Origin of the sequence: Mycobacterium sp. AZCC_0083 (assembly GCF_014202335.1) — a bacterium.
In the GTDB taxonomy this organism is placed as follows: Bacteria; Actinomycetota; Actinomycetes; order Mycobacteriales; family Mycobacteriaceae; genus Mycobacterium.
In genome coordinates this window covers 427563-444757 of record NZ_JACHGP010000003.1, presented here as the reverse complement: position 1 = coordinate 444757, position 17195 = coordinate 427563, and the positions used below count along the sequence as shown (strand labels likewise).

General features: G+C 68.2%; 19 protein-coding genes. 12 read left to right on the top strand and 7 right to left on the bottom strand.

Going from position 1 to position 17195, the window contains the following annotated elements; all coding sequences use genetic code 11:
• Positions 1-63 precede the first annotated feature (63 nt).
• Positions 64-684 carry a DUF305 domain-containing protein gene (locus HNP02_RS09355; protein ID WP_184437391.1) on the top strand — a complete coding sequence of 207 codons (621 nt, stop codon included), beginning with the start codon at positions 64-66 and terminating at the stop codon, positions 682-684.
• Positions 685-705: 21 nt separating this feature from the next.
• On the opposite strand, the gene HNP02_RS09350 is transcribed toward HNP02_RS09355, so the two are convergent.
• The 3 genes from HNP02_RS09350 to HNP02_RS09340 form a co-directional block, all read right to left on the bottom strand.
• Positions 706-1602, bottom strand: a complete 897-nt coding sequence (locus tag HNP02_RS09350; RefSeq protein WP_184437390.1) for a cation diffusion facilitator family transporter — start codon at positions 1600-1602, stop codon at positions 706-708.
• Positions 1603-1808: 206 nt separating this feature from the next.
• On the bottom strand, positions 1809-2600 hold the full coding sequence (locus HNP02_RS09345) for a site-2 protease family protein (protein WP_184437389.1): 792 nt from the start codon (positions 2598-2600) through the stop codon (positions 1809-1811).
• Positions 2601-2615: 15 nt separating this feature from the next.
• Positions 2616-3221, bottom strand: a complete 606-nt coding sequence (locus HNP02_RS09340) for a peptidase M50 (protein WP_184437388.1) — start codon at positions 3219-3221, stop codon at positions 2616-2618.
• A 93-nt stretch (positions 3222-3314) separates the two neighbouring features.
• On the opposite strand from HNP02_RS09340, the gene HNP02_RS09335 reads away from it, so the two are divergent.
• From HNP02_RS09335 to HNP02_RS09325, 3 genes are all read left to right on the top strand, one after another.
• Positions 3315-4610: an adenylosuccinate synthase gene (locus HNP02_RS09335; RefSeq protein WP_184437387.1), complete on the top strand. Its 1296-nt coding sequence runs from the start codon at positions 3315-3317 to the stop codon at positions 4608-4610.
• Complete coding sequence (locus HNP02_RS09330) at positions 4607-5257, top strand: PaaI family thioesterase (RefSeq protein WP_309241485.1); 651 nt, start codon at positions 4607-4609, stop codon at positions 5255-5257. The genes HNP02_RS09335 and HNP02_RS09330 overlap by 4 nt, the downstream gene beginning before the upstream one ends.
• A gap of 109 nt (positions 5258-5366) precedes the next feature.
• Positions 5367-6080, top strand: a complete 714-nt coding sequence (locus HNP02_RS09325) for a hypothetical protein (protein WP_309241484.1) — start codon at positions 5367-5369, stop codon at positions 6078-6080.
• On the opposite strand, the gene HNP02_RS09320 is transcribed toward HNP02_RS09325, so the two are convergent.
• From HNP02_RS09320 to HNP02_RS09305, 4 genes are read right to left on the bottom strand one after another with little or no spacing between them, the layout of a single operon-like run.
• Positions 6043-6231 (bottom strand): ferredoxin, encoded by a 189-nt coding sequence (locus HNP02_RS09320; protein WP_184437385.1) that lies wholly within the window; start codon positions 6229-6231, stop codon positions 6043-6045. The two genes, HNP02_RS09325 and HNP02_RS09320, sit on opposite strands and share 38 nt — an antisense overlap.
• 7 nt (positions 6232-6238) lie before the next feature.
• Entirely contained in the window at positions 6239-7444 is a 1206-nt protein-coding gene (locus HNP02_RS09315) for a cytochrome P450 (RefSeq protein WP_184437383.1), read from the bottom strand.
• A 41-nt stretch (positions 7445-7485) separates the two neighbouring features.
• A complete protein-coding gene (locus tag HNP02_RS09310) occupies positions 7486-8301 on the bottom strand; it encodes an alpha/beta fold hydrolase (RefSeq protein ID WP_184437381.1) in 816 nt (271 codons plus the stop codon).
• 18 nt (positions 8302-8319) lie between these two features.
• A complete protein-coding gene (locus HNP02_RS09305) occupies positions 8320-9915 on the bottom strand; it encodes a Na+/H+ antiporter (RefSeq protein ID WP_184437379.1) in 1596 nt (531 codons plus the stop codon).
• 26 nt (positions 9916-9941) lie between these two features.
• On the opposite strand from HNP02_RS09305, the gene HNP02_RS09300 reads away from it, so the two are divergent.
• The 8 genes from HNP02_RS09300 to HNP02_RS09265 all read left to right on the top strand — a co-directional run bounded on the left by HNP02_RS09300 (position 9942) and on the right by HNP02_RS09265 (position 17192).
• Entirely contained in the window at positions 9942-10250 is a 309-nt protein-coding gene (locus HNP02_RS09300; protein ID WP_184437376.1) for a UBP-type zinc finger domain-containing protein, read from the top strand.
• Positions 10251-10273: 23 nt separating this feature from the next.
• Positions 10274-11365, top strand: coding sequence for an ATP-grasp domain-containing protein (locus HNP02_RS09295; RefSeq protein ID WP_184437374.1), 1092 nt, complete (start codon positions 10274-10276; stop codon positions 11363-11365).
• Positions 11362-11811: a lumazine-binding protein gene (locus HNP02_RS09290; RefSeq protein WP_184437373.1), complete on the top strand. Its 450-nt coding sequence runs from the start codon at positions 11362-11364 to the stop codon at positions 11809-11811. Before HNP02_RS09295 ends, HNP02_RS09290 begins: the two co-directional genes overlap by 4 nt.
• 19 nt (positions 11812-11830) lie before the next feature.
• Positions 11831-12244, top strand: coding sequence for a rhodanese-like domain-containing protein (locus HNP02_RS09285; RefSeq protein WP_184437370.1), 414 nt, complete (start codon positions 11831-11833; stop codon positions 12242-12244).
• Complete coding sequence (locus HNP02_RS09280) at positions 12241-13467, top strand: O-succinylhomoserine sulfhydrylase (RefSeq protein WP_184437368.1); 1227 nt, start codon at positions 12241-12243, stop codon at positions 13465-13467. The genes HNP02_RS09285 and HNP02_RS09280 overlap by 4 nt, the downstream gene beginning before the upstream one ends.
• Before the next feature lie 3 nt (positions 13468-13470).
• A complete protein-coding gene (locus HNP02_RS09275) occupies positions 13471-13866 on the top strand; it encodes a hypothetical protein (RefSeq protein ID WP_184437366.1) in 396 nt (131 codons plus the stop codon).
• A 284-nt stretch (positions 13867-14150) separates the two neighbouring features.
• Positions 14151-14435: a hypothetical protein gene (locus tag HNP02_RS09270; protein WP_184437364.1), complete on the top strand. Its 285-nt coding sequence runs from the start codon at positions 14151-14153 to the stop codon at positions 14433-14435.
• A 108-nt stretch (positions 14436-14543) separates the two neighbouring features.
• Positions 14544-17192, top strand: a complete 2649-nt coding sequence (locus tag HNP02_RS09265) for a LuxR family transcriptional regulator (RefSeq protein WP_184437362.1) — start codon at positions 14544-14546, stop codon at positions 17190-17192.
• Positions 17193-17195 lie beyond the last annotated feature (3 nt).

Genomic DNA, 17195 nt, shown 5'->3' with positions numbered 1-17195 from the left:
CCAGTCGCGGGTCGAAACCTGTCCGATTCAACCTCTTTCGACACTTCGCAAAGGAAGACAACCATGTTCACGATCAAAACCGTCATCGTCGCGACGGCCACCGCCGCAGCCCTGACCGTCGCCGGCTGTAGCAACGGCACGTCCGCTTCGAGCTCGACGGCACCGAGTGGCTCGATGCCAGGAATGGACCACGGGAGTTCCCCCATGTCGACAGCCCCCAACGTCACGCGCAGTGACTTCAACGACGCTGACGTCATGTTCCTGCAGATGATGTATCCACACCACGCCCAGGCGATCGACATGTCCAAGCTGGTTGCGGACCGGTCTGAGAACCAGCAGGTCATCACGCTGGCACAGGACATCGAGAAGGCCCAGGGGCCCGAGATGGCCCGGATGACCGGTCTGCTGGAGAGCGTCGGCAAGCCCGCACCGTCTGCGGACTCCGGCCACATGACCGGAATGATGTCGAGCGAGCAGATGACGTCGCTCGAAGCGCTGTCGGGCGCGGCCTTCGACCGCATGTGGCTGCAGATGATGATCGATCACCACGCCGGCGCAATCGACATGTCCAACACCGAGCTGCAAGACGGGATCAACCCCGACGCCAAGAAGATGGCGCAGGCGATCATCGCCAATCAGCAGGCGGAGATCACGCAGATGCGCGGCATGCTCGGTCAGGGCTGAACCAAGGCTGACCCGTGGGCGTCACCGGTGAGCTTGCTTCTCGCAATCGCCGGCGCCCTCGGGCGGTTCCACTTGAACGGTGGCGTGCTCCAGGCCACGGGCGGCCAGCACGGCGCGCGCGTCCTCGAGCACCTGGACTGAATCGCCGCAGCACGTGACGTGCGCGGTGGCCATGTCCTTGCCAGGTACCAGGGTCCACACGTGCAGGTCGTGCACGCCCGTCACGCCGTCGACGGCAGCCAGGGCAGTGCGCAGTTCCTCGACGTCGATGTGGCTCGGCGACGACTCGGACAGGATGCGCAGAGCGGCGCGGGCCAGTGCGATCGCCCGCGGCAGCACCCACAGGGCGACCAGGACCGCGACGACGACGTCGGCGTAGGGCCAGCTCGTCGTGACGGTGACGATGCCTGCGATCAGCACGCCGATGCTGCCCACCGTGTCGGCGACGACCTCCATGTAGGCGCCCTTGACGGCCAGGCTGGACTCGGATTGCGACCGCAGCATCAGCACGACGACGAAGTTGGCGAGCAGGCCTGCGAGCGCGACGACGATCATCGGGACGCCGGGCACGTCGGGCGCATGCCCGAGGCGCTCGAACGCCTCGAAGAGGATGAAGCCGGCGACGCCGAGCAGCAGCACGGCGTTGGCGACGGCGGTGAACACCTCGGCGCGGTGCCAGCCGTATGTCCTTGCGGCCGAAGCCGGTCCGTGCCTGGCCAGCAGCACCGCCGTCAACCCCATGAACATCGCGACCAGGTCGGTCAGCATGTGGCCTGCGTCGGCCAGCAGCGCGATCGAGTCGATCCACAACGCGGTGGTCAGCTCGATGACGAAGAAGACGGTCAGGATTGCCGCCGCGGCGAGCATCCGGCTTACCCGGGTGTCGCTCCCGTGATCGTGACTATGCCCGGCGCCCATGTGAGCAATATATGCGTAAGTCCGCATGTATTGCAACCGGCCGTCAACGCGCCCGCCGGACGTGAGGCGGCATCACGACGACGGCGATCGCACCTCCGGCGACGAGAAGCCCCGCGCCGACGGCCAGCGCCATCGAGTAACCGTGGGCCAGCGCCTGGATGCCTAAGACGGCGTCGGGCCGGCGATGCCGATCGCACCCTGACCGGTCAGAACCAGGCGGACCAGAACCTCGTCAAAACGCTGCCGTTGGACACCAGGAAGCTCGGCACCCCGGACAGGTCGAAGAACCAGAACACCACCGAGAAGAACCACCGGTTCAGAGAGGGAGCGATCAGCAGGATCAGCAGGATGAAGAAACCCCACTGCTTGAACGGTTGCAGGGAGCGCTGCGTGTCGGGGGACAGATGAGGCTCGAGGGCGCCGTAACCGTCCAGCCCAGGGATTGGCAGCAGGTTCAGGATGACGGCGGTGACCTGAAGGAACGCCAGGAACGCCACACCGGCCCAGAACACCAAATGGTCGAGGTCCCACAGGACGCGGGTCAGCACCAGCAGCAGCACCGCGAGCACCACGTTGGCGAACGGGCCCGCCAGGCTCACCGTGGTCCGCTGCCGCGGCGTCATCCCGGCCGTCCGGACGTAGACGGCCCCGCCGGGCAGTCCGATGCCGCCAAGCGCGATGAACAACACCGGCAGCCCCAGCGACAGCAGGGGATTGGAGTACTTCAGCGGGTTCAGCGTCAGGTAGCCACGGACCTCGACGTCGCGGTCGCCGTACCGCCAGGCGGTGAAGGCGTGGCCGAACTCGTGCAGACACAGTGACACCAGCCAGCCGAACACCACGAACGTGAACACCCCGATGTACGCCAGGGGTGACGCATCGCCTGCCGCGGACAGGGGAGACAGCCATGCGATGACGCCGCCGACTGCGGTGATCGCGACGATCGCCCAGAAGAACAGGCTGGGTCGCACCGATTGGCGCAGCGGACGGATGTTCACCTCACGAAACTACCGTCACCGGACGGCCAGCCAGCCCTGCGTGTGGCGGTAGAAGGTGGATCGCCGGACTGGGCGCGGGGCGGGCACGCCGTCGCGCACCACCAGCGCGCCCGTCGTCCCGAGCTGGGCAGCTCGCCCGGTGACCCACCGGCGCGGCCGCATCCGGCCCGTCAGCACGCTGGCGCGCAGGCCAGGAAGGTCGGCGGTCGGCTCGACGCGCACGCCGGTCACGTCGCCGTCGAACAGCAGAACGTCGTCGACGACGCCCTCGCCCGAGATGGTGCGTGCGTCGTCGTCGGTCGGCAGCCAGTAGGCGGCCCCCGTGACGACGGTGCCGGTCTCGTCGCGAATCAACGGCACGCGCCTGGCAGCGCCGGTGCGGGCGCGGCGGGCATGCCACGGCCGGCTGACGAGACCGACCTCGACGTCCAGCCGGTCGGCGCGCAGCAGCCGCGTGAGCACGGTGCCGAGGTCGGCGAGGCCGCCCACCACGATCATTCGACCTGCACCGACGAGCGGGTCGACGTCGGTGGGCGCGCCGACGTCGTGCACTGGCAGACCCGACAAGGCCCTGGGTACGCGCCGTGCACCGAAGCGCAGCACGACGACTTCTGCGCTCAACTCAGCTCCTCGCAAACAGGCAGGGATCAGGTCGGATAAGGTTTGTCACCGGCTGCACCACAGTCTTGACGCACTTGAGCGGGAGAGTATGCCATGCCGGCAATCGTCCTCATCGGCGCCCAATGGGGCGACGAGGGCAAGGGAAAGGCCACCGATCTACTCGGTGGGCGCGTTCAGTGGGTCGTGCGGTACCAGGGCGGCAACAACGCCGGTCACACCGTGGTGCTGCCCACTGGCGACAACTTCGCACTGCACCTGATTCCGTCGGGCATCCTGACGCCAGGGGTCACCAACGTGATCGGCAACGGCGTCGTCGTCGACCCCGGAGTCCTTCTGGCCGAGCTGGCCGGTCTCGAGGAGCGCGGCGTCGACACGTCGCGGCTGCTGATCTCCGCCGACGCGCACCTGTTGATGCCCTATCACGTGGCCATCGACAAGGTCACCGAGCGCTACATGGGCAGCAAGAAGATCGGCACCACCGGCCGCGGTATCGGGCCGTGCTACCAGGACAAGGTCGCGCGTCTTGGCATCCGGGCCGCCGACGTCCTCGATCCCGAGCTCCTTGCCCAGAAGATCGATGCCGCACTGGAATTCAAGAACCAGGTGCTGGTCAAGATCTACAACCGCAAGGCTCTTGACGCAGACGAGATGGTGGCCAACCTGCTGACGCAGGCGGAGGGTTTCAAGCACCGCATCGCCGATGCCCGGCTGCTGCTCAACGAGGCGCTGGAGAACGGTGAGACGGTGCTGCTGGAGGGCTCGCAGGGCACGCTGCTCGACGTCGACCACGGCACGTATCCCTATGTCACGTCGTCGAATCCGACGGCGGGCGGCGCGGCCGTCGGTTCCGGCATCGGCCCCACCCGCATCACCACGGTGCTCGGCATCCTGAAGGCGTACACCACGCGCGTCGGCTCGGGCCCGTTCCCCACCGAGCTGTTCGACGAGTTCGGAGCGTACCTGTCCAAGACCGGTGGCGAGGTCGGTGTCACGACGGGACGAGCCAGGCGGTGCGGCTGGTTCGACGCCGTGATCGCCCGCTACGCCACCCGGGTGAACGGCATCACCGACTACTTCCTGACCAAGCTCGACGTGCTGTCCAGCCTCGAGACCGTGCCGGTCTGCGTCGGCTACACCGTCGACGGCAAGCGCACCAACGAGATGCCGATGACGCAGAGCGACATCGCGCGCGCCCAGCCGATCTACGAGGAGCTGCCCGGCTGGTGGGAGGACATCTCCGCCGCACGGGAATTCGACGATCTGCCCGCCAAGGCCCGCGACTACGTGCTGCGCCTGGAAGAGCTTGCCGGCGCCCATGTTTCGTGCATCGGCGTCGGGCCCGGCCGCGACCAGACGATCGTGCGTCGCGAGATCCTGGCACCTTCGTGAGCGATGAGCGCTTGCGCGAAGAGCAGACAACCAGCGATCCCGACTACGAACGGCATGGCGGTTTTCCGCTCTTCGAGGCGGCGGAACCAGGACCGGGGTTCGGGCCGTTCCTGACGTCGATGCGGCGGCTGCAGGACCTTGCGGTGTCTGCCGACCCGGACAGCGACACCTGGGTGAAGGCGGCAGCGCGGGTCGAGGAGTTGGTCGCGCTGCTCGAGCCGTTCGACGCGGCCGAGGGCGTCGGCCCCGCGGGCCGTGTACCCGACCTGCCTGGCGGGGGCAGCCTGCTGATGGCGCCCTTCGCTGTGAGCAAGTTCGACCCCGACGGGGTCGAGTTGACGGTGCAGTTCAGCCGCTTTCACGTCGGCGGCAACAACGCCGTGCACGGCGGGGTGCTGCCACTGCTGTTCGACTCGGTATTCGGAATGGTGATCCATGCCGCGGGCCGGCCGATCAGCCGCACCGGGTTCCTGCACGTCGACTACCGCAAGGTGACACCGATCGACACCCAGTTGACCGCGCGCGGCTGGATCCGCGCGACCGAGGGGCGCAAGGCCTTCGTCAACGCCGAGCTGCGCGACCCCGACGGGGCAGTGCTTGCCGAAGCCAACGGGTTGATGATTCGGCTGCTGCCCGGCCAACCCTGAGCGCGCTTGCCGCGCGTTGAGACTGCGGTGAGGGCTGTAAAAGTCGAGAAGTCAGCGCCCTGAGCGCAATCTGAACGCCGTGGGGCCGCCGCTCTGTCACCATGGCCCGGTGACCGAACACCGAGCCGACCGCCACATCCGCAGCCTGTCGACACCGCGGGCCGCGGCCTTGGCGGGCGTGCTGTTCGCGCTGCTGTTCGGCGCGGCACTGGTGCTCATCCGCACGTCGCTGCCCGACGGCGGCGAGCATGGCGCGCAGTGGGTCGACGGGTCGGCGGGCAAGCTTAGGATCGCGGCGGTGCTGATGCCGTTCGCGGGCATCATGTTCCTCTGGTTCATCGGCGTGGTGCGCGACGGGATCGGCAAGTACGAGGACAAGTTCTTCTCGTCGGTGTTCCTCGGCAGCGGGCTGCTGTTCCTGGCGATGATGTTCGTCTCGTCGGCGGTCGGCGCCGGACTGGTGGCCAGCCGGAAGCTGCAGGTCGACGAAGCCGCGCACGACGAGGTGGTGGCGTTCGGCCAGGTGTTGCTCACCACGCTGACCAACACCTACGCGCTGCGGATGGGCGCGGTGTTCATGATCTCGCTGGCCACCATCTGGCTGAAGACCCGGCTAATGCCGACCTGGCTGGTCGCGGGCACCTACCTCTGCGCGGTCAGCCTGCTGATCGCGGCCGACATCAGCATGTGGGTGACGCTGGCGTTCCCGGCCTGGGTGCTGGTGGTGAGCCTGCTTGCGTTGGTCCGCGCTGGCGTCATCGACCTGCACTTCCACGAGCCCGACGTCACTCCAGGCGCAGCACCGACGCCGGACAGAACCTGACGGCTTCGCGTGCGTGGTCCTCCTCGGCCTCGGGTACGTCCTCGGCGAGCAGCACCACGACTCCGTCGTCGTCGGCGTCGAACAACTCCTCCGAGACCATCATGCAATTGCCCGACGAGATGCAGGCGTCCCGATCGGCGATCAGCTTCACCGGAGCATCACCACCTCACTGCCAACGACCGTAGCCCGTAGATGAAGTGGAACGAGCGGAAGTCGACATCCTCGAAGTTCTCGGCGAGCGCCAGGTTCGGGAACCGGCGGAGAAGGGCGGGCCACGCGATCCGCATCTCCATCCGCGCCAGCGGGGCGCCGAGGCAATGGTGCACGCCGTGCCCGAACGCGAGGTGCCCCGGCGCGCCGCGGCCGATGTCGAGAACGTCTGGAAATGAAGTGAATTCGGGATCCCGGTTGCCCGAAGGCAGTGACGCGAAGACCAGCTCGCCTGCGGCGATCGGCACGCCTGCGACCTCGACATCGGCGGTGGTGATGCGCGGGATCGAGGTCTGCACGATGGACAGCCAGCGCAGCAGCTCCTCGACTGCCGGGCCGACGGCGTCGGGGTCGTCACGCACGGCGGCCAGTTGATCGGGGTGCCGCAGCAGCGCGAGAGTGCCCAACCCGAGCATGTTCGACGTGGTCTCGTGTCCGGCAAGGAGCAGTAGTCCGGCGATGCCGACGAGCTCGTCGTCGGTCAGCTCGTCGCCGTGCTCGCGGACCAGCATGCCGAGGATGTCGTCGCCGGGTTGGCTGCGGGAGTGGGTCACCAACGACCGCATGTACTCGCGACCCTGTCGCTGCATCTCGAGCCGCTCGGGGATCGGGAGTGACAGATCCAGTTGGCGCCCTGAGCGTTTCTGGAAGTCGGCGCGATCCGCGTAGGGCACGCCGAGCAATTCGCAGATCACCAGTGACGGGATGGGCAGCGCGAACGCCTCGACGAGATTGGCTGGCGCACCGGCGTTCTCCATCGCATCGAGGTGTTCGTCGACGATCGCGACGATGCGTGGTTCCAGCTGCTTGATCCGGCGGAAGTTGAACGCCGGGGTGAGCATGCGACGGAGTCGCTGGTGTTCGGGCGGGTCGAGGCCCAACAGGTTGCCCGCCCGCGCGGCGGCCTGTTCTTCCTCCGACATCGGCGGCGCGCCAGGCATGACGAAACCGGGAGGGCGGCCGTTGGAGAAGTGTTCGTAGTCCGACAGCACCATCTTGACGTCGTCGTGGCGGGTGACCAGATAGACCTTCATGCCGAACGCGTTGACCACCGAGCGCACGCCGGTGCTCTCCCTGATCTCGCCGAGCTCCGCGGTCGGGTCGAAGGCGTTGCGCCGCATGTGCACCGGCGGCAGCTCCCCAGCTTGGGTCATGCATTCGACGGTACCGACGGTTTCTAAGTGCGACATGTTCCTCAGCGCGCCAGGAAATCCTCCACCAGCTGGTTGACCAACGTCGGGTTCTCAAGGGCGGCCAGGTGCGCCACCCCATCGAGGATCACGAACGACGAGCCGGGGATCGCGTCGGCCATGGCCTTGGTCTCGGGGTTGGGGAACGTCGCGTCCTCGACGCCCGCGACGACCAGGACGGGCGTCGTCACGTGGGCGAGCAGTGCCCGCTGATCGGGCCGCCGTGGCACGACGCTGCGCACCGCCCATGCACCCGAATCGAGGTTGACGGCCTGTACGGCATTGCGCACGTAGGCGACGACGTCGGGCCGTTCGCGAAACGTGGTGGGCCCCAGGAACGCCTTGAGCACCGACCGCGTCAGCGGGGGCCGGATTCCGCCAAGCCACCCGGCCATGCGGAGCAGGAAGCCGAACTCGAGCTTCTGCCGCCCGCCCGCGGCCGACGCCGTGCAGTTCATCAGCACCGCCTTGCCGATGCGGTCGGGGTGGGTGGCGGCGAACGTTCCGCCGATCATGCCGCCCCAGGAGTTGCCGACGAAGTGTGCGCGGTCGATGCCGAGGCCGTCGAGCACGTCGACGATGGTGCGCGCGCACTCGTCGAACGTGAACGTGCTTGTGAGCGCTTGACTTTGGCCGTGCCCTGGTGGGTCGATCAACACCACCCGGTGCCGCGCGGCGAAGCGCTCGGCCTGCGCCTTCCACATGTCACCGCTCATCAGCAGGCTGGGCCAGAACAGGATCGCGTCTCCGTCACCGGCGGTTTGCACGCTGATCCGACCCAGCGTGGTGTCGACCGTGACGCGATCGAGTTTTGGCTCCACGCCCCAACGCTAGCGCGCTCAGTCGCGGTTGAGCGTGGCCTCTTCGAGGTCCAGCCCGTTGAGCACGGACCGCAGCACCTCGTCGTCGATGTGCCCGGAGTCGCGTTCGGCGATGAACGCCTCGCGCTCGGCGGCCAGCATCTCCAGTCGCAATCGCTTGAACGCCGCCGACGGACTCTCGCCGATCTCGTCGTCGCCGCGCCCCAATCGTCGCTCCCATGCGGCGTTCTGCCGCCGGGTGTTCCAACTGCGCAGGATCGTGGCCGCCCGCTGGTGCACGTCGGTCTGGGCGCGGTCCTCGGCCAGCAGCTCGTCGAGCCGGTCGGATGCGGCCTTGGCCGCCCTGGTCTGGGCGGCGGCCTCCTCGATGGCGTCGCGTGCGGCGTCCTCGTTCTGCACGTCGAGCACCTTGATCAACCACGGCAGCGTCAGCCCGTGCAGCAGCAGGGTTCCGACGACCACCACGAACGTCAGGAAGACGAGTTGTGGGCGGCCGGGAAATGCCGCCCCGGACGCCGTCGTCAGGGGAACGGCGAAGGCTGCGGCGAGGGACACCACGCCGCGCATGCCCGCCCACGCCACGATGAACACCTGGGCGGGCGTCGGTCTCGGCTCGCTGGCGCGGATGCGCGGCGACAGCATTCTCGGCAGGTAGGCGAACACGAAGACCCAGATGATCCGGACACCGATCACCGTCGCCAGTACCGCCGCGGATGCGGTTGCCAGGATGACCGCCGAGATCCCAGTGAGCTCGCCGACCACCGTCGGCAGCTGCAGGCCGATCAGCAGGAACGCGAACGATTCGAGCACGAACTGCAGCGCCCGCCACACCGCGCCGTCCTGCAGCCGGGTGGCATAGCTGGCGCGTGTCGACCGCTGACCGATGATCAGCGCGGCGACCACCACCGCGATCACGCCGGAGCCGTGCACCTCCTCGGCGAGCAGGTAGATGAAGAACGGCGCAACCAACCCGATTGCGCTCTCCACCAACGGATCGTCGAACCACGTCCGAATCGCGACGATCAACCAGCCCATCGCGCCGCCGACGACCACCCCGCCCGCGGCGGCCAGCGCGAACGTGCTCAGACCCGAACTCCAGGTGGCGGCGGTACCGATCGCCGCCGCCAGCGCGACCTTGTATGCGGTCAGCGCCGTGGCGTCGTTGAGCAGGCTCTCCCCGCCAAGCAGCGTCATGATCTGGCGGGGCAGTCCGAGCCTGCGGCCGATCGCCGCGGCCGACACCGCGTCCGGCGGCGCGACGATGGCGCCGAGCGTCAGCGCCGCGGCGATGGTCAGCTCGGGCACCGTGTGAAAGGCGACTACGCCGACGGCGAACGTCGTAGCGAGGGGCAAGCCCACCGCGAGCAGCCCAATCGGCCGGATGTTGCGGCGCAGGTTGACGTAGCTGCTCTCCAGGCCCGCCGACCACAGCAGCGGGGGCAGGATCACGAACAGCACCAGGTTGGGCTCGAATTCGATGCCCTTCAGGCCGGGGATCGAGCCGGCCAGCAGACCGGCGACCACCAGCGCGAGCGGTGCCGATATGTCGAAGCGGCGGGCCACCCCGGCCAGGAGCACCGACACCACGAGCACCGCGAGCAGTGAGGCACCCACGTCGCCAACCTCCTATCGTGTTCAGCATGCTCAAGAGATCGCGACGACGTGACGCCGATGCCGCGCCGCAAACCTGCGAGCACCTGGCTGCCGCGGTCGACGTCGCGGAGCCCGAACCCCTCACCCCCGGCCAATGCCAGGGATGCAGCGAACTCGGCGAGAGTACCTGGGCGCACCTGCGGATGTGTTTGATCTGTGGGCACGTGGGCTGCTGCGACTCGAGCCCGCATCAGCACGCCGGCGCCCACTTTCACGAGACCGGCCATCCCGTGATGCGCTCGATCGAGCCGGGGGAAACCTGGCGTTGGTGCTATGTCGACATCAGGCTGGATTGACTTCTCTGGCAGGCTGGACCGCGATGACTGAACCGACCGACCACCGACCCGTGGTCATGCTGCTCAGCACCGGCGGCGCCGGCCGCGACCTCGCTTTGGCATTCGAGCGGCTGGGCGCGGTCGCCCACACCGTCAACCAGGGCGCGGACGTGGGCGTGATCAATTCGTGGATCGACCAGGAGAAGCCGGCCTATGTGGTCGCCGACTCCTCGGAGATCTCGACCGACGTGCTCATCGCCGCGGCCGAACACGACGCCGTCGAGGTGTTTCCGACCCCGCGCGGCGCCCGGTTGAGCCTCGACCGCGAAGGCCTGCGACGGCTGGCCGCCGACGAGCTCGGGTTGCCGACCGTGCCGTTCTGGTTCGCCGGGTCGGAGGAGGAACTCGCCGCGGTCGCCCAGCATGCGGGATTCCCGCTGGTCGTCACGCCGGTGGCGGGAACCCCGACCGACGGGCAGTCGGTGCTGACCAGGCAGGACGACGTCGAGCCTGCCTGGCATCGGGCCATCGCCGCCGAGCACGCGCCGAGCCGAGTGCTGGTGGAGACCGTCGTCGAGGTCGACGACGAGGTCACCATGCTCACCGTCCGCACCGTCGGACCTTCTGGACCGACGGTGCAGTTCTGCGAACCGATCGGCCACCGGCAGTCCGACGGCGGGCCGTTGGAGACGTGGCAGCCGCATCTGATGTCGCCGGCGGCGCTCGACGCGGCACGGTCGATCGCCGCACGGATCGTCAACTCGCTCGGCGGGCGCGGCGTGTTCAACGTCGAGCTCCTCGTCAAGGGCGACGAGGTGTACTTCTCGTCGGTTCGGCCGAGGCCGGACGACGTCGGCCTGGTGACGCTGCGGTCGCAGCGCCTTTCGCAGTTCGAACTGCATGCCCGCGCGATCCTCGGGCTGTCGGTCGACACCATCATGATCTCGCCAGCCGCGGCCGAGGTGTTGCACGAAGGACCGGGCACGGGTGTGCTTGCCGACGCGCTGGACGTGGCCGAGAGCGACGTGCGGGTGCTGGACGGGCTATCCGTGGCCTTGGCCACCGCACCGGACGTGGTCCGGGCACGTGACCGTGCGCACCAGGTGTTGGCCGCCCTGCGCAAGCCGGAGTCGTGACCGAACCCGAGCCCGAGTTCGAGTCCGACCGGCCCACGATCGCGCCGTTTCTTGGTGCGCTGGCAATCGTGGTGCTCATCGTGATCGGAATCGCGGTGGCCAACTCCTTCAGCGGCGACGGCCCCACCCCCGAGCAGGACGTGGGTCGGGTGATCGTCGGCCAGAACGATGCGCTGCAACGGCAGAGCTTCTCGGGCTTCCGCGACTTCACCTGCCGCGCCGAGCAGGGCAATGAGTCGGACTTCCTTGCTCGTCAACGTGATTCGGTGGCCAGGAACGGTGAACGCTACGTCGACGGCGTGCGGGAAGTGCGGATCGACGGCGACCGGGCCGTCGCCAAGGTGACCTACCACTTCGACAAGACCCCTGATGCCACCTCTGGGGCGGAATTGACCGTCGCGCGCGAGGACGGCACGTGGAAGGTGTGCTCGCCCGCCGCCAGTTAGGTGTGGGAGACTCGCGATCGTGAGCTACGCGGGAGACATAACGCCGCAGCAGGCCTGGGACCTGCTGAATGACGATCCCGAGGCCGTGCTGGTGGACTGCCGCACCTCCGCCGAATGGCGCTTCGTCGGTGTGCCCGACCTCTCCGGCCTCGGGCGCGACGTCGTGTACGTCGAGTGGAACGGCAGCGACGGCAAGCACAACGACGGCTTCGTGGACGACCTGATCGCCGCGGGCGTGACGCCCGGCGAGCGGCCGGTGGTCTTCCTGTGTCGCTCGGGCAACCGCTCGATCGGCGCCGCCGAGGCGGCCACCGAGGTCGGCATCGCGCCCTCGTACAACGTGCTCGACGGTTTCGAGGGCAACCTCGACGAGCAGAAGCACCGCGGCGGCACGGGCTGGCGCGCCATCGGACTTCCCTGGACGCAGTCATGACCGAGCCCCAAGTTCCCTCCGTCCGGATCCCGGCCCAACTGCCCGACGGCGTCAGCCAGGCCACCATCGGCGTGCGCGGCGGCCTGCTGCGATCCGGTTTCGAGGAGACCGCCGAGGCGCTCTACCTCACGTCGGGCTACGTCTACGAGACGGCCGCCGACGCCGAGAAGGCGTTCACCGGTGAGATCGACCGCTACGTGTATTCGCGGTACGGCAACCCCACCATCTCGATGTTCGAGGAGCGGCTGCGCCTGATCGAGGGTGCGCCTGCGGCGTTCGCGACGGCCACCGGCATGGCCGCGGTGTTCACCTCGCTGGGCGCACTGCTCGGGGCGGGCGACAGGTTGGTCGCCGCGCGCAGCCTCTTCGGTTCCTGCTTCGTGGTGTGCAGCGAGATCCTTCCGCGCTGGGGCGTGGAGACGGTGTTCGTCGACGGTGAAGACCTCGCCCAATGGGAGGAGGCATTGTCGGTGCCCACCCAGGCGGTGTTCTTCGAGACGCCGTCCAACCCGATGCAGTCGCTGGTGGACATCGCCGCGGTCTGCGATCTCGCGCACGCCGCAGGCGCAAAGGTGGTGCTGGACAACGTCTTCGCCACCCCGCTGCTGCAGCAGGGTCTCCCGTTGGGTGCGGACGTGGTGGTGTACTCGGGCACGAAGCACATCGACGGTCAGGGCCGCGTGCTCGGTGGGGCGATCCTCGGCGACAAGGAGTACATCGACGGTCCGGTGCAGAAGCTGATGCGCCACACCGGTCCGGCGATCAGCGCGTTCAACGCCTGGACGATGCTCAAAGGCCTTGAGACGCTGGCCGTTCGGGTGGACTTCGCGAACCGGTCGGCACACCGCGTCGCCGAGTTCCTGGAAGCGCACCCGGCAGTCAGTTGGGTGCGCTATCCGTTCCTCGAATCGCACCCGCAGTACGACCTGGCCAAGCGACAGATGACCGGGGGTGGCACCGTGGTGACGTTCGAGCTGGCCGCACCGGATGGCGGCGGCAAGCAGCGGGCATTCGAGGTGCTCGACAAGCTGCAGGTGATCGACATCTCCAACAACCTCGGCGACGCGAAGAGCTTGATCACGCACCCTGCGACCACCACGCACCGGGCGATGGGTCCCGAGGGCAGGGCGGCGATCGGCCTCGGCGATGCCGTGGTCCGGGTGGCGGTGGGTCTCGAGGGCACCGAGGACTTGATCGCGGACCTCGACCGGGCACTCGGCTAGCCCGTGTCCAAGGCGAGTGCGGCCAAGAAGGCGCGGCGCAAGAGACGCCTCGTCGGGCGCAACGACCGCTGGCTGCCCGACGAGGTCCACGCCGACGTCGAGGGTGTGGCCCGGATCGCCAACGAGATCATCGGGCGGGGTTGGGAATTCGACCGCGAGTTCTCCACCGAGGACTTCATCACGTGGTTCTATCCGCCGTCCGCGGCCGAGGTGGACGACGAGTCGATCGAGCCGGTCACCAGGATCTGGCTCAGCGACCCCGAGGAACCGCACGTGATCCTGGTCGGCGCGGGGGAGGCCGACGGGGTGGACTACCGGTTCACCGTGGAGCAGCTGTTCGCGCGCCTCGGCGAGATCGAGGCCTACCGGATCGGCGACCCCAAGCCAGTAGCGAATTAGTAGGCTAGGCAATCCGGCTGGTTCGTCGTATTGCGATGTGTGCGCAGACTTTTCAAACCCAGACAAGCTCTTTGCCGGCTGCCGTCATGTGGTCGTAGAACCGTTGCGCGGTCTCGCCTTGCGCCCGCTGGTCTGCCGTATAGGCAATTCAGAGGTCTCACAAAGCAGTTACTTAACTCCGCTAACCATGCTGGGTGTCAGCCGCGAACTGCGATGAACGTAGACGGCGGTGAGTCTTCGACACGACGGACGCGTGCCCTGGTACGCGAGAGGAGTTGTTCGACATGAGAACCAAGAAACTGCTGGCTGGTGTGGTCATTGCCGGTGGGCTCGCTGCAGCAGCGGTAAGCGCGGGCGCCGGTCTTGCCGAGGCCGCACCCGGTCCGGGACCTGGTCCCATTCCTGCTTGGGGCGGACCGCCGCCTCCCGGACCCGGATGGGGGCATCACGACGACCGTGGGTGGGGTCCGCCCGCGCCCAACTGGGGCGAGGGTCCTCTGGGGGATGCGGGATGGAACAACGGTTGGCAGCCGCCTGGCGGAATCTGCATCGGCGACCTCTGCATTTAGTATTCGCTCAACGGGGCGAACGGCCCTCGGAGCGTTGACTTGCGGCATTAGCGTCGCACCGCGCGCATTCAGCCCGTCCCGAACTGTGATTCGCGTTATAGTCGGCGCGTGACCAGCGGTGATGCGCTGACGGGGCGGGACAACGAACTCATGACCCTGCGCCGTGCGCTGAGTGGGGTAGGCAATTTCGCGGGTGTGGTGATCGCCGGTGCGGCGGGCGTTGGCAAGACGCGACTCGCGCGTGAGTTGCTCCTGCAAGCCGGGTCGTCTGGCACGCGAATCAACTGGGTGGTCGGAACGGCATCGGGACGTCCGATTCCGTTGGGCGCGTTCAACGCCGCCCTGGTCGACGCGACCTTCTCCGATGTCTCCAACCCCGTGCCCAGCGTGCGGCGGGTGATCAGTTCACTTGTCGCCCAGCAGCGGGGCGGGCGGTTCATTCTCGGCATCGACGACGCACACCTGCTCGACGAGTTCTCCGCGCACGTCGTGCATCAGCTCGCGCAGACCCGCGAGGCCCGCCTTGTCGTGACCGTCCGCACCGGCAGTGACGAACCGGACGCCGTGAAGGCGTTGTGGAAGGACGGTCTGCTGGCCCGCCTCGATCTGGAGCCGCTGTCCGCCGAAGCGTCCCGCACGATGGTCGAGGCGGAGTTGAACGGTCCGATCGACGCGCGCAGCGCCCAACGGTTCTTCCGGCTCACCGGCGGCAATGCCCTCTTCCTGCAGCGGCTGGTCAAGGACCAGGTGGCGGCAGGCCGCATCCGGCAGGTGGCCGGCGTGTGGATCTGGGAGGGCCACGTCGCCGTCTCGCAGAGCATGAGCGATCTGGTGGGCAACGAGTTGGACCGGTTGGCGCCCGAGGTCGCGCTGGTGGTGGACACCCTCTCGCAGTACGAGCCAATGGACGTCGACATGCTGGGCGAGGCGGTGGGGCGCGAGCACTTGGCAATGGCCGAGAAGATGCACCTGATCACCATCGAGCGCACGAAGGGCGCGCTGATGGCCCGCCTCGCGCACCCGCTGTACGGCGAGTTGCGGCGGGCAACTGCGGGTGAGATGTACCTCTCGACGGTGCGCGGGGACCTCGCCAAACGGCTGGCAGGCCGGGCCGACAACGATCCCCAGACCACGGTGCGCCGGGCGCTGCTGACGCTGGAATCCGACCTGCCCCCCGACCCGGATCTGTACCTGGACGCGGCCCGGCACACGATGAAGCTTTTGGACCTCGACCTCGCCGACCGGCTGGCCACTGCCGCCGCGGCGTCTGGTCTCCAGGCCGCCGTCGAACTTCAGGCGATCAACCGGCTGGTGGCCGGACGGGGTGACGCGGCCGAGGAGTTCCTGCGCGACCTCAGCGCGCATGCGGGTACCGATCGGCACCGCTGGACGACGCTGCGGGCCGCCAACCTGATCTGGATGCTCGGCAGGCCCGCCGAGGCGGCGGCCATTCTTGCCGAACTCGCCGCCGGTCCGGAGACCGACGCCGAGCGTGCTGGCCGCCTCGCCGTCGAAGCGTGTGTCGACGCGGTCTTCACCCGCTGCGTGGATGCGCAGGAAAAGGCAAGTGCCGCCTTGGAATCCGGGGAGCTAGCCGACATCAACGCGATGGTGGCAGCCGTGGCGCTGATGATGGCATCCGGTGCGCTCGGACATGCCGATGCCATCACCCCGGTGGCGCGCGCCGTGCTGCACCGGGCGACCAACTCGTTCGAGACGGCGCACATGCGGTTCTGGTTCGGCGGCGTGTATGCCAGGGCCTGTCGCCTGACCGGCCGCATCGAGGAATGCCACGAAGCTGCGACGGTCATGTTCGGCATGGCCAACGACATGCCGGGCCTGGCCTACGCCAACCTGGTGTTCCTGATGGGCACCGCCGAGATGATGCGTGGCGACCTGCGGGCGGCCGAGAAGCTGTTGCACGAGGCGTTGGCCAGAGTCGAGAACCACGGAATCACAACGGGTTTGCGACCGGCATGCACGTTCGCGCTGGCCGAGACGCACGCCAAGCTCGGTGATGCCGAGGCCGCCGCGGAGATGCTGGCCGAGGCGCGCGAGTGCGCGAGGCCGGACTTCCTGTTCATGCAGACCGCGCTGGCGACCGCCACCGGCTGGACGCTGGCCGCCGCTGGTTCGCTCACGCGTGCCATCGAGACCGTGCTCGCCGAAGCCGCCGTGGCCCGTGACCGGGGACAGCCCACCCACGAGTTGTCATGTCTGCAGGCTGCCGTGCAGTGGGGTGCCACCGTCGAGCTGCCCGACATCGCCGCGCGCGCCAGGGAGCTGGCAGGCGAACTGTCGTTGCCGTTGGCGGATGCCGTTGCGGCACATGCCGAGTCGCTGCTGAATGGCGACGGCGAGGGGCTGCTGGCCGCCTGCGATGCGTACCAGGCGATCGGCGACCGGTGCACGGCCGCCGATGCCGCCGCCCAGGCAGCGGTCGCGTTCACCGGTGCGCAGTCACGCAGCCGCGGGTTGTTCGCGGCGTCGGTGTCGGCGCAGCTGGCCAAGGACTGTGGCGGGCTGTGCACGCCTGCCACGCGCAGTCCGGCGTCGCCGCAGCCGCTGACCCCTCGGCAGCGTGAGATTGCCGAGATGGTGGCGGCGGGGTTGTCCTACAAGGAGATCGCCGACCGGCTGGGCACGTCGGTGCGCACCGTCGAGGGCCACATACTGCGGGCGTGTCAGCGGACTGGGGCCACCTCGCGGGGTGACCTCGCGAGGATCATGCTGGCGGGCGGCGCCCCAGGCCTTTAACCG

Bases quoted from the DNA above. Each gene is read 5' to 3' on its own strand.
- HNP02_RS09355 (WP_184437391.1), top strand. From the start codon at position 64: ATGTTCACGATCAAAACCGTCATCGTCGCGACGGCCACCGCCGCAGCC.
- HNP02_RS09350 (WP_184437390.1), bottom strand. From the start codon at position 1,602: ATGGGCGCCGGGCATAGTCACGATCACGGGAGCGACACCCGGGTAAGC.
- HNP02_RS09335 (WP_184437387.1), top strand. From the start codon at position 3,315: ATGCCGGCAATCGTCCTCATCGGCGCCCAATGGGGCGACGAGGGCAAG.
- HNP02_RS09315 (WP_184437383.1), bottom strand. From the start codon at position 7,444: ATGACCCAAGCTGGGGAGCTGCCGCCGGTGCACATGCGGCGCAACGCC.
- HNP02_RS09300 (WP_184437376.1), top strand. From the start codon at position 9,942: ATGCTCAAGAGATCGCGACGACGTGACGCCGATGCCGCGCCGCAAACC.
- HNP02_RS09295 (WP_184437374.1), top strand. From the start codon at position 10,274: ATGACTGAACCGACCGACCACCGACCCGTGGTCATGCTGCTCAGCACC.
- HNP02_RS09280 (WP_184437368.1), top strand. From the start codon at position 12,241: ATGACCGAGCCCCAAGTTCCCTCCGTCCGGATCCCGGCCCAACTGCCC.
- HNP02_RS09270 (WP_184437364.1), top strand. From the start codon at position 14,151: ATGAGAACCAAGAAACTGCTGGCTGGTGTGGTCATTGCCGGTGGGCTC.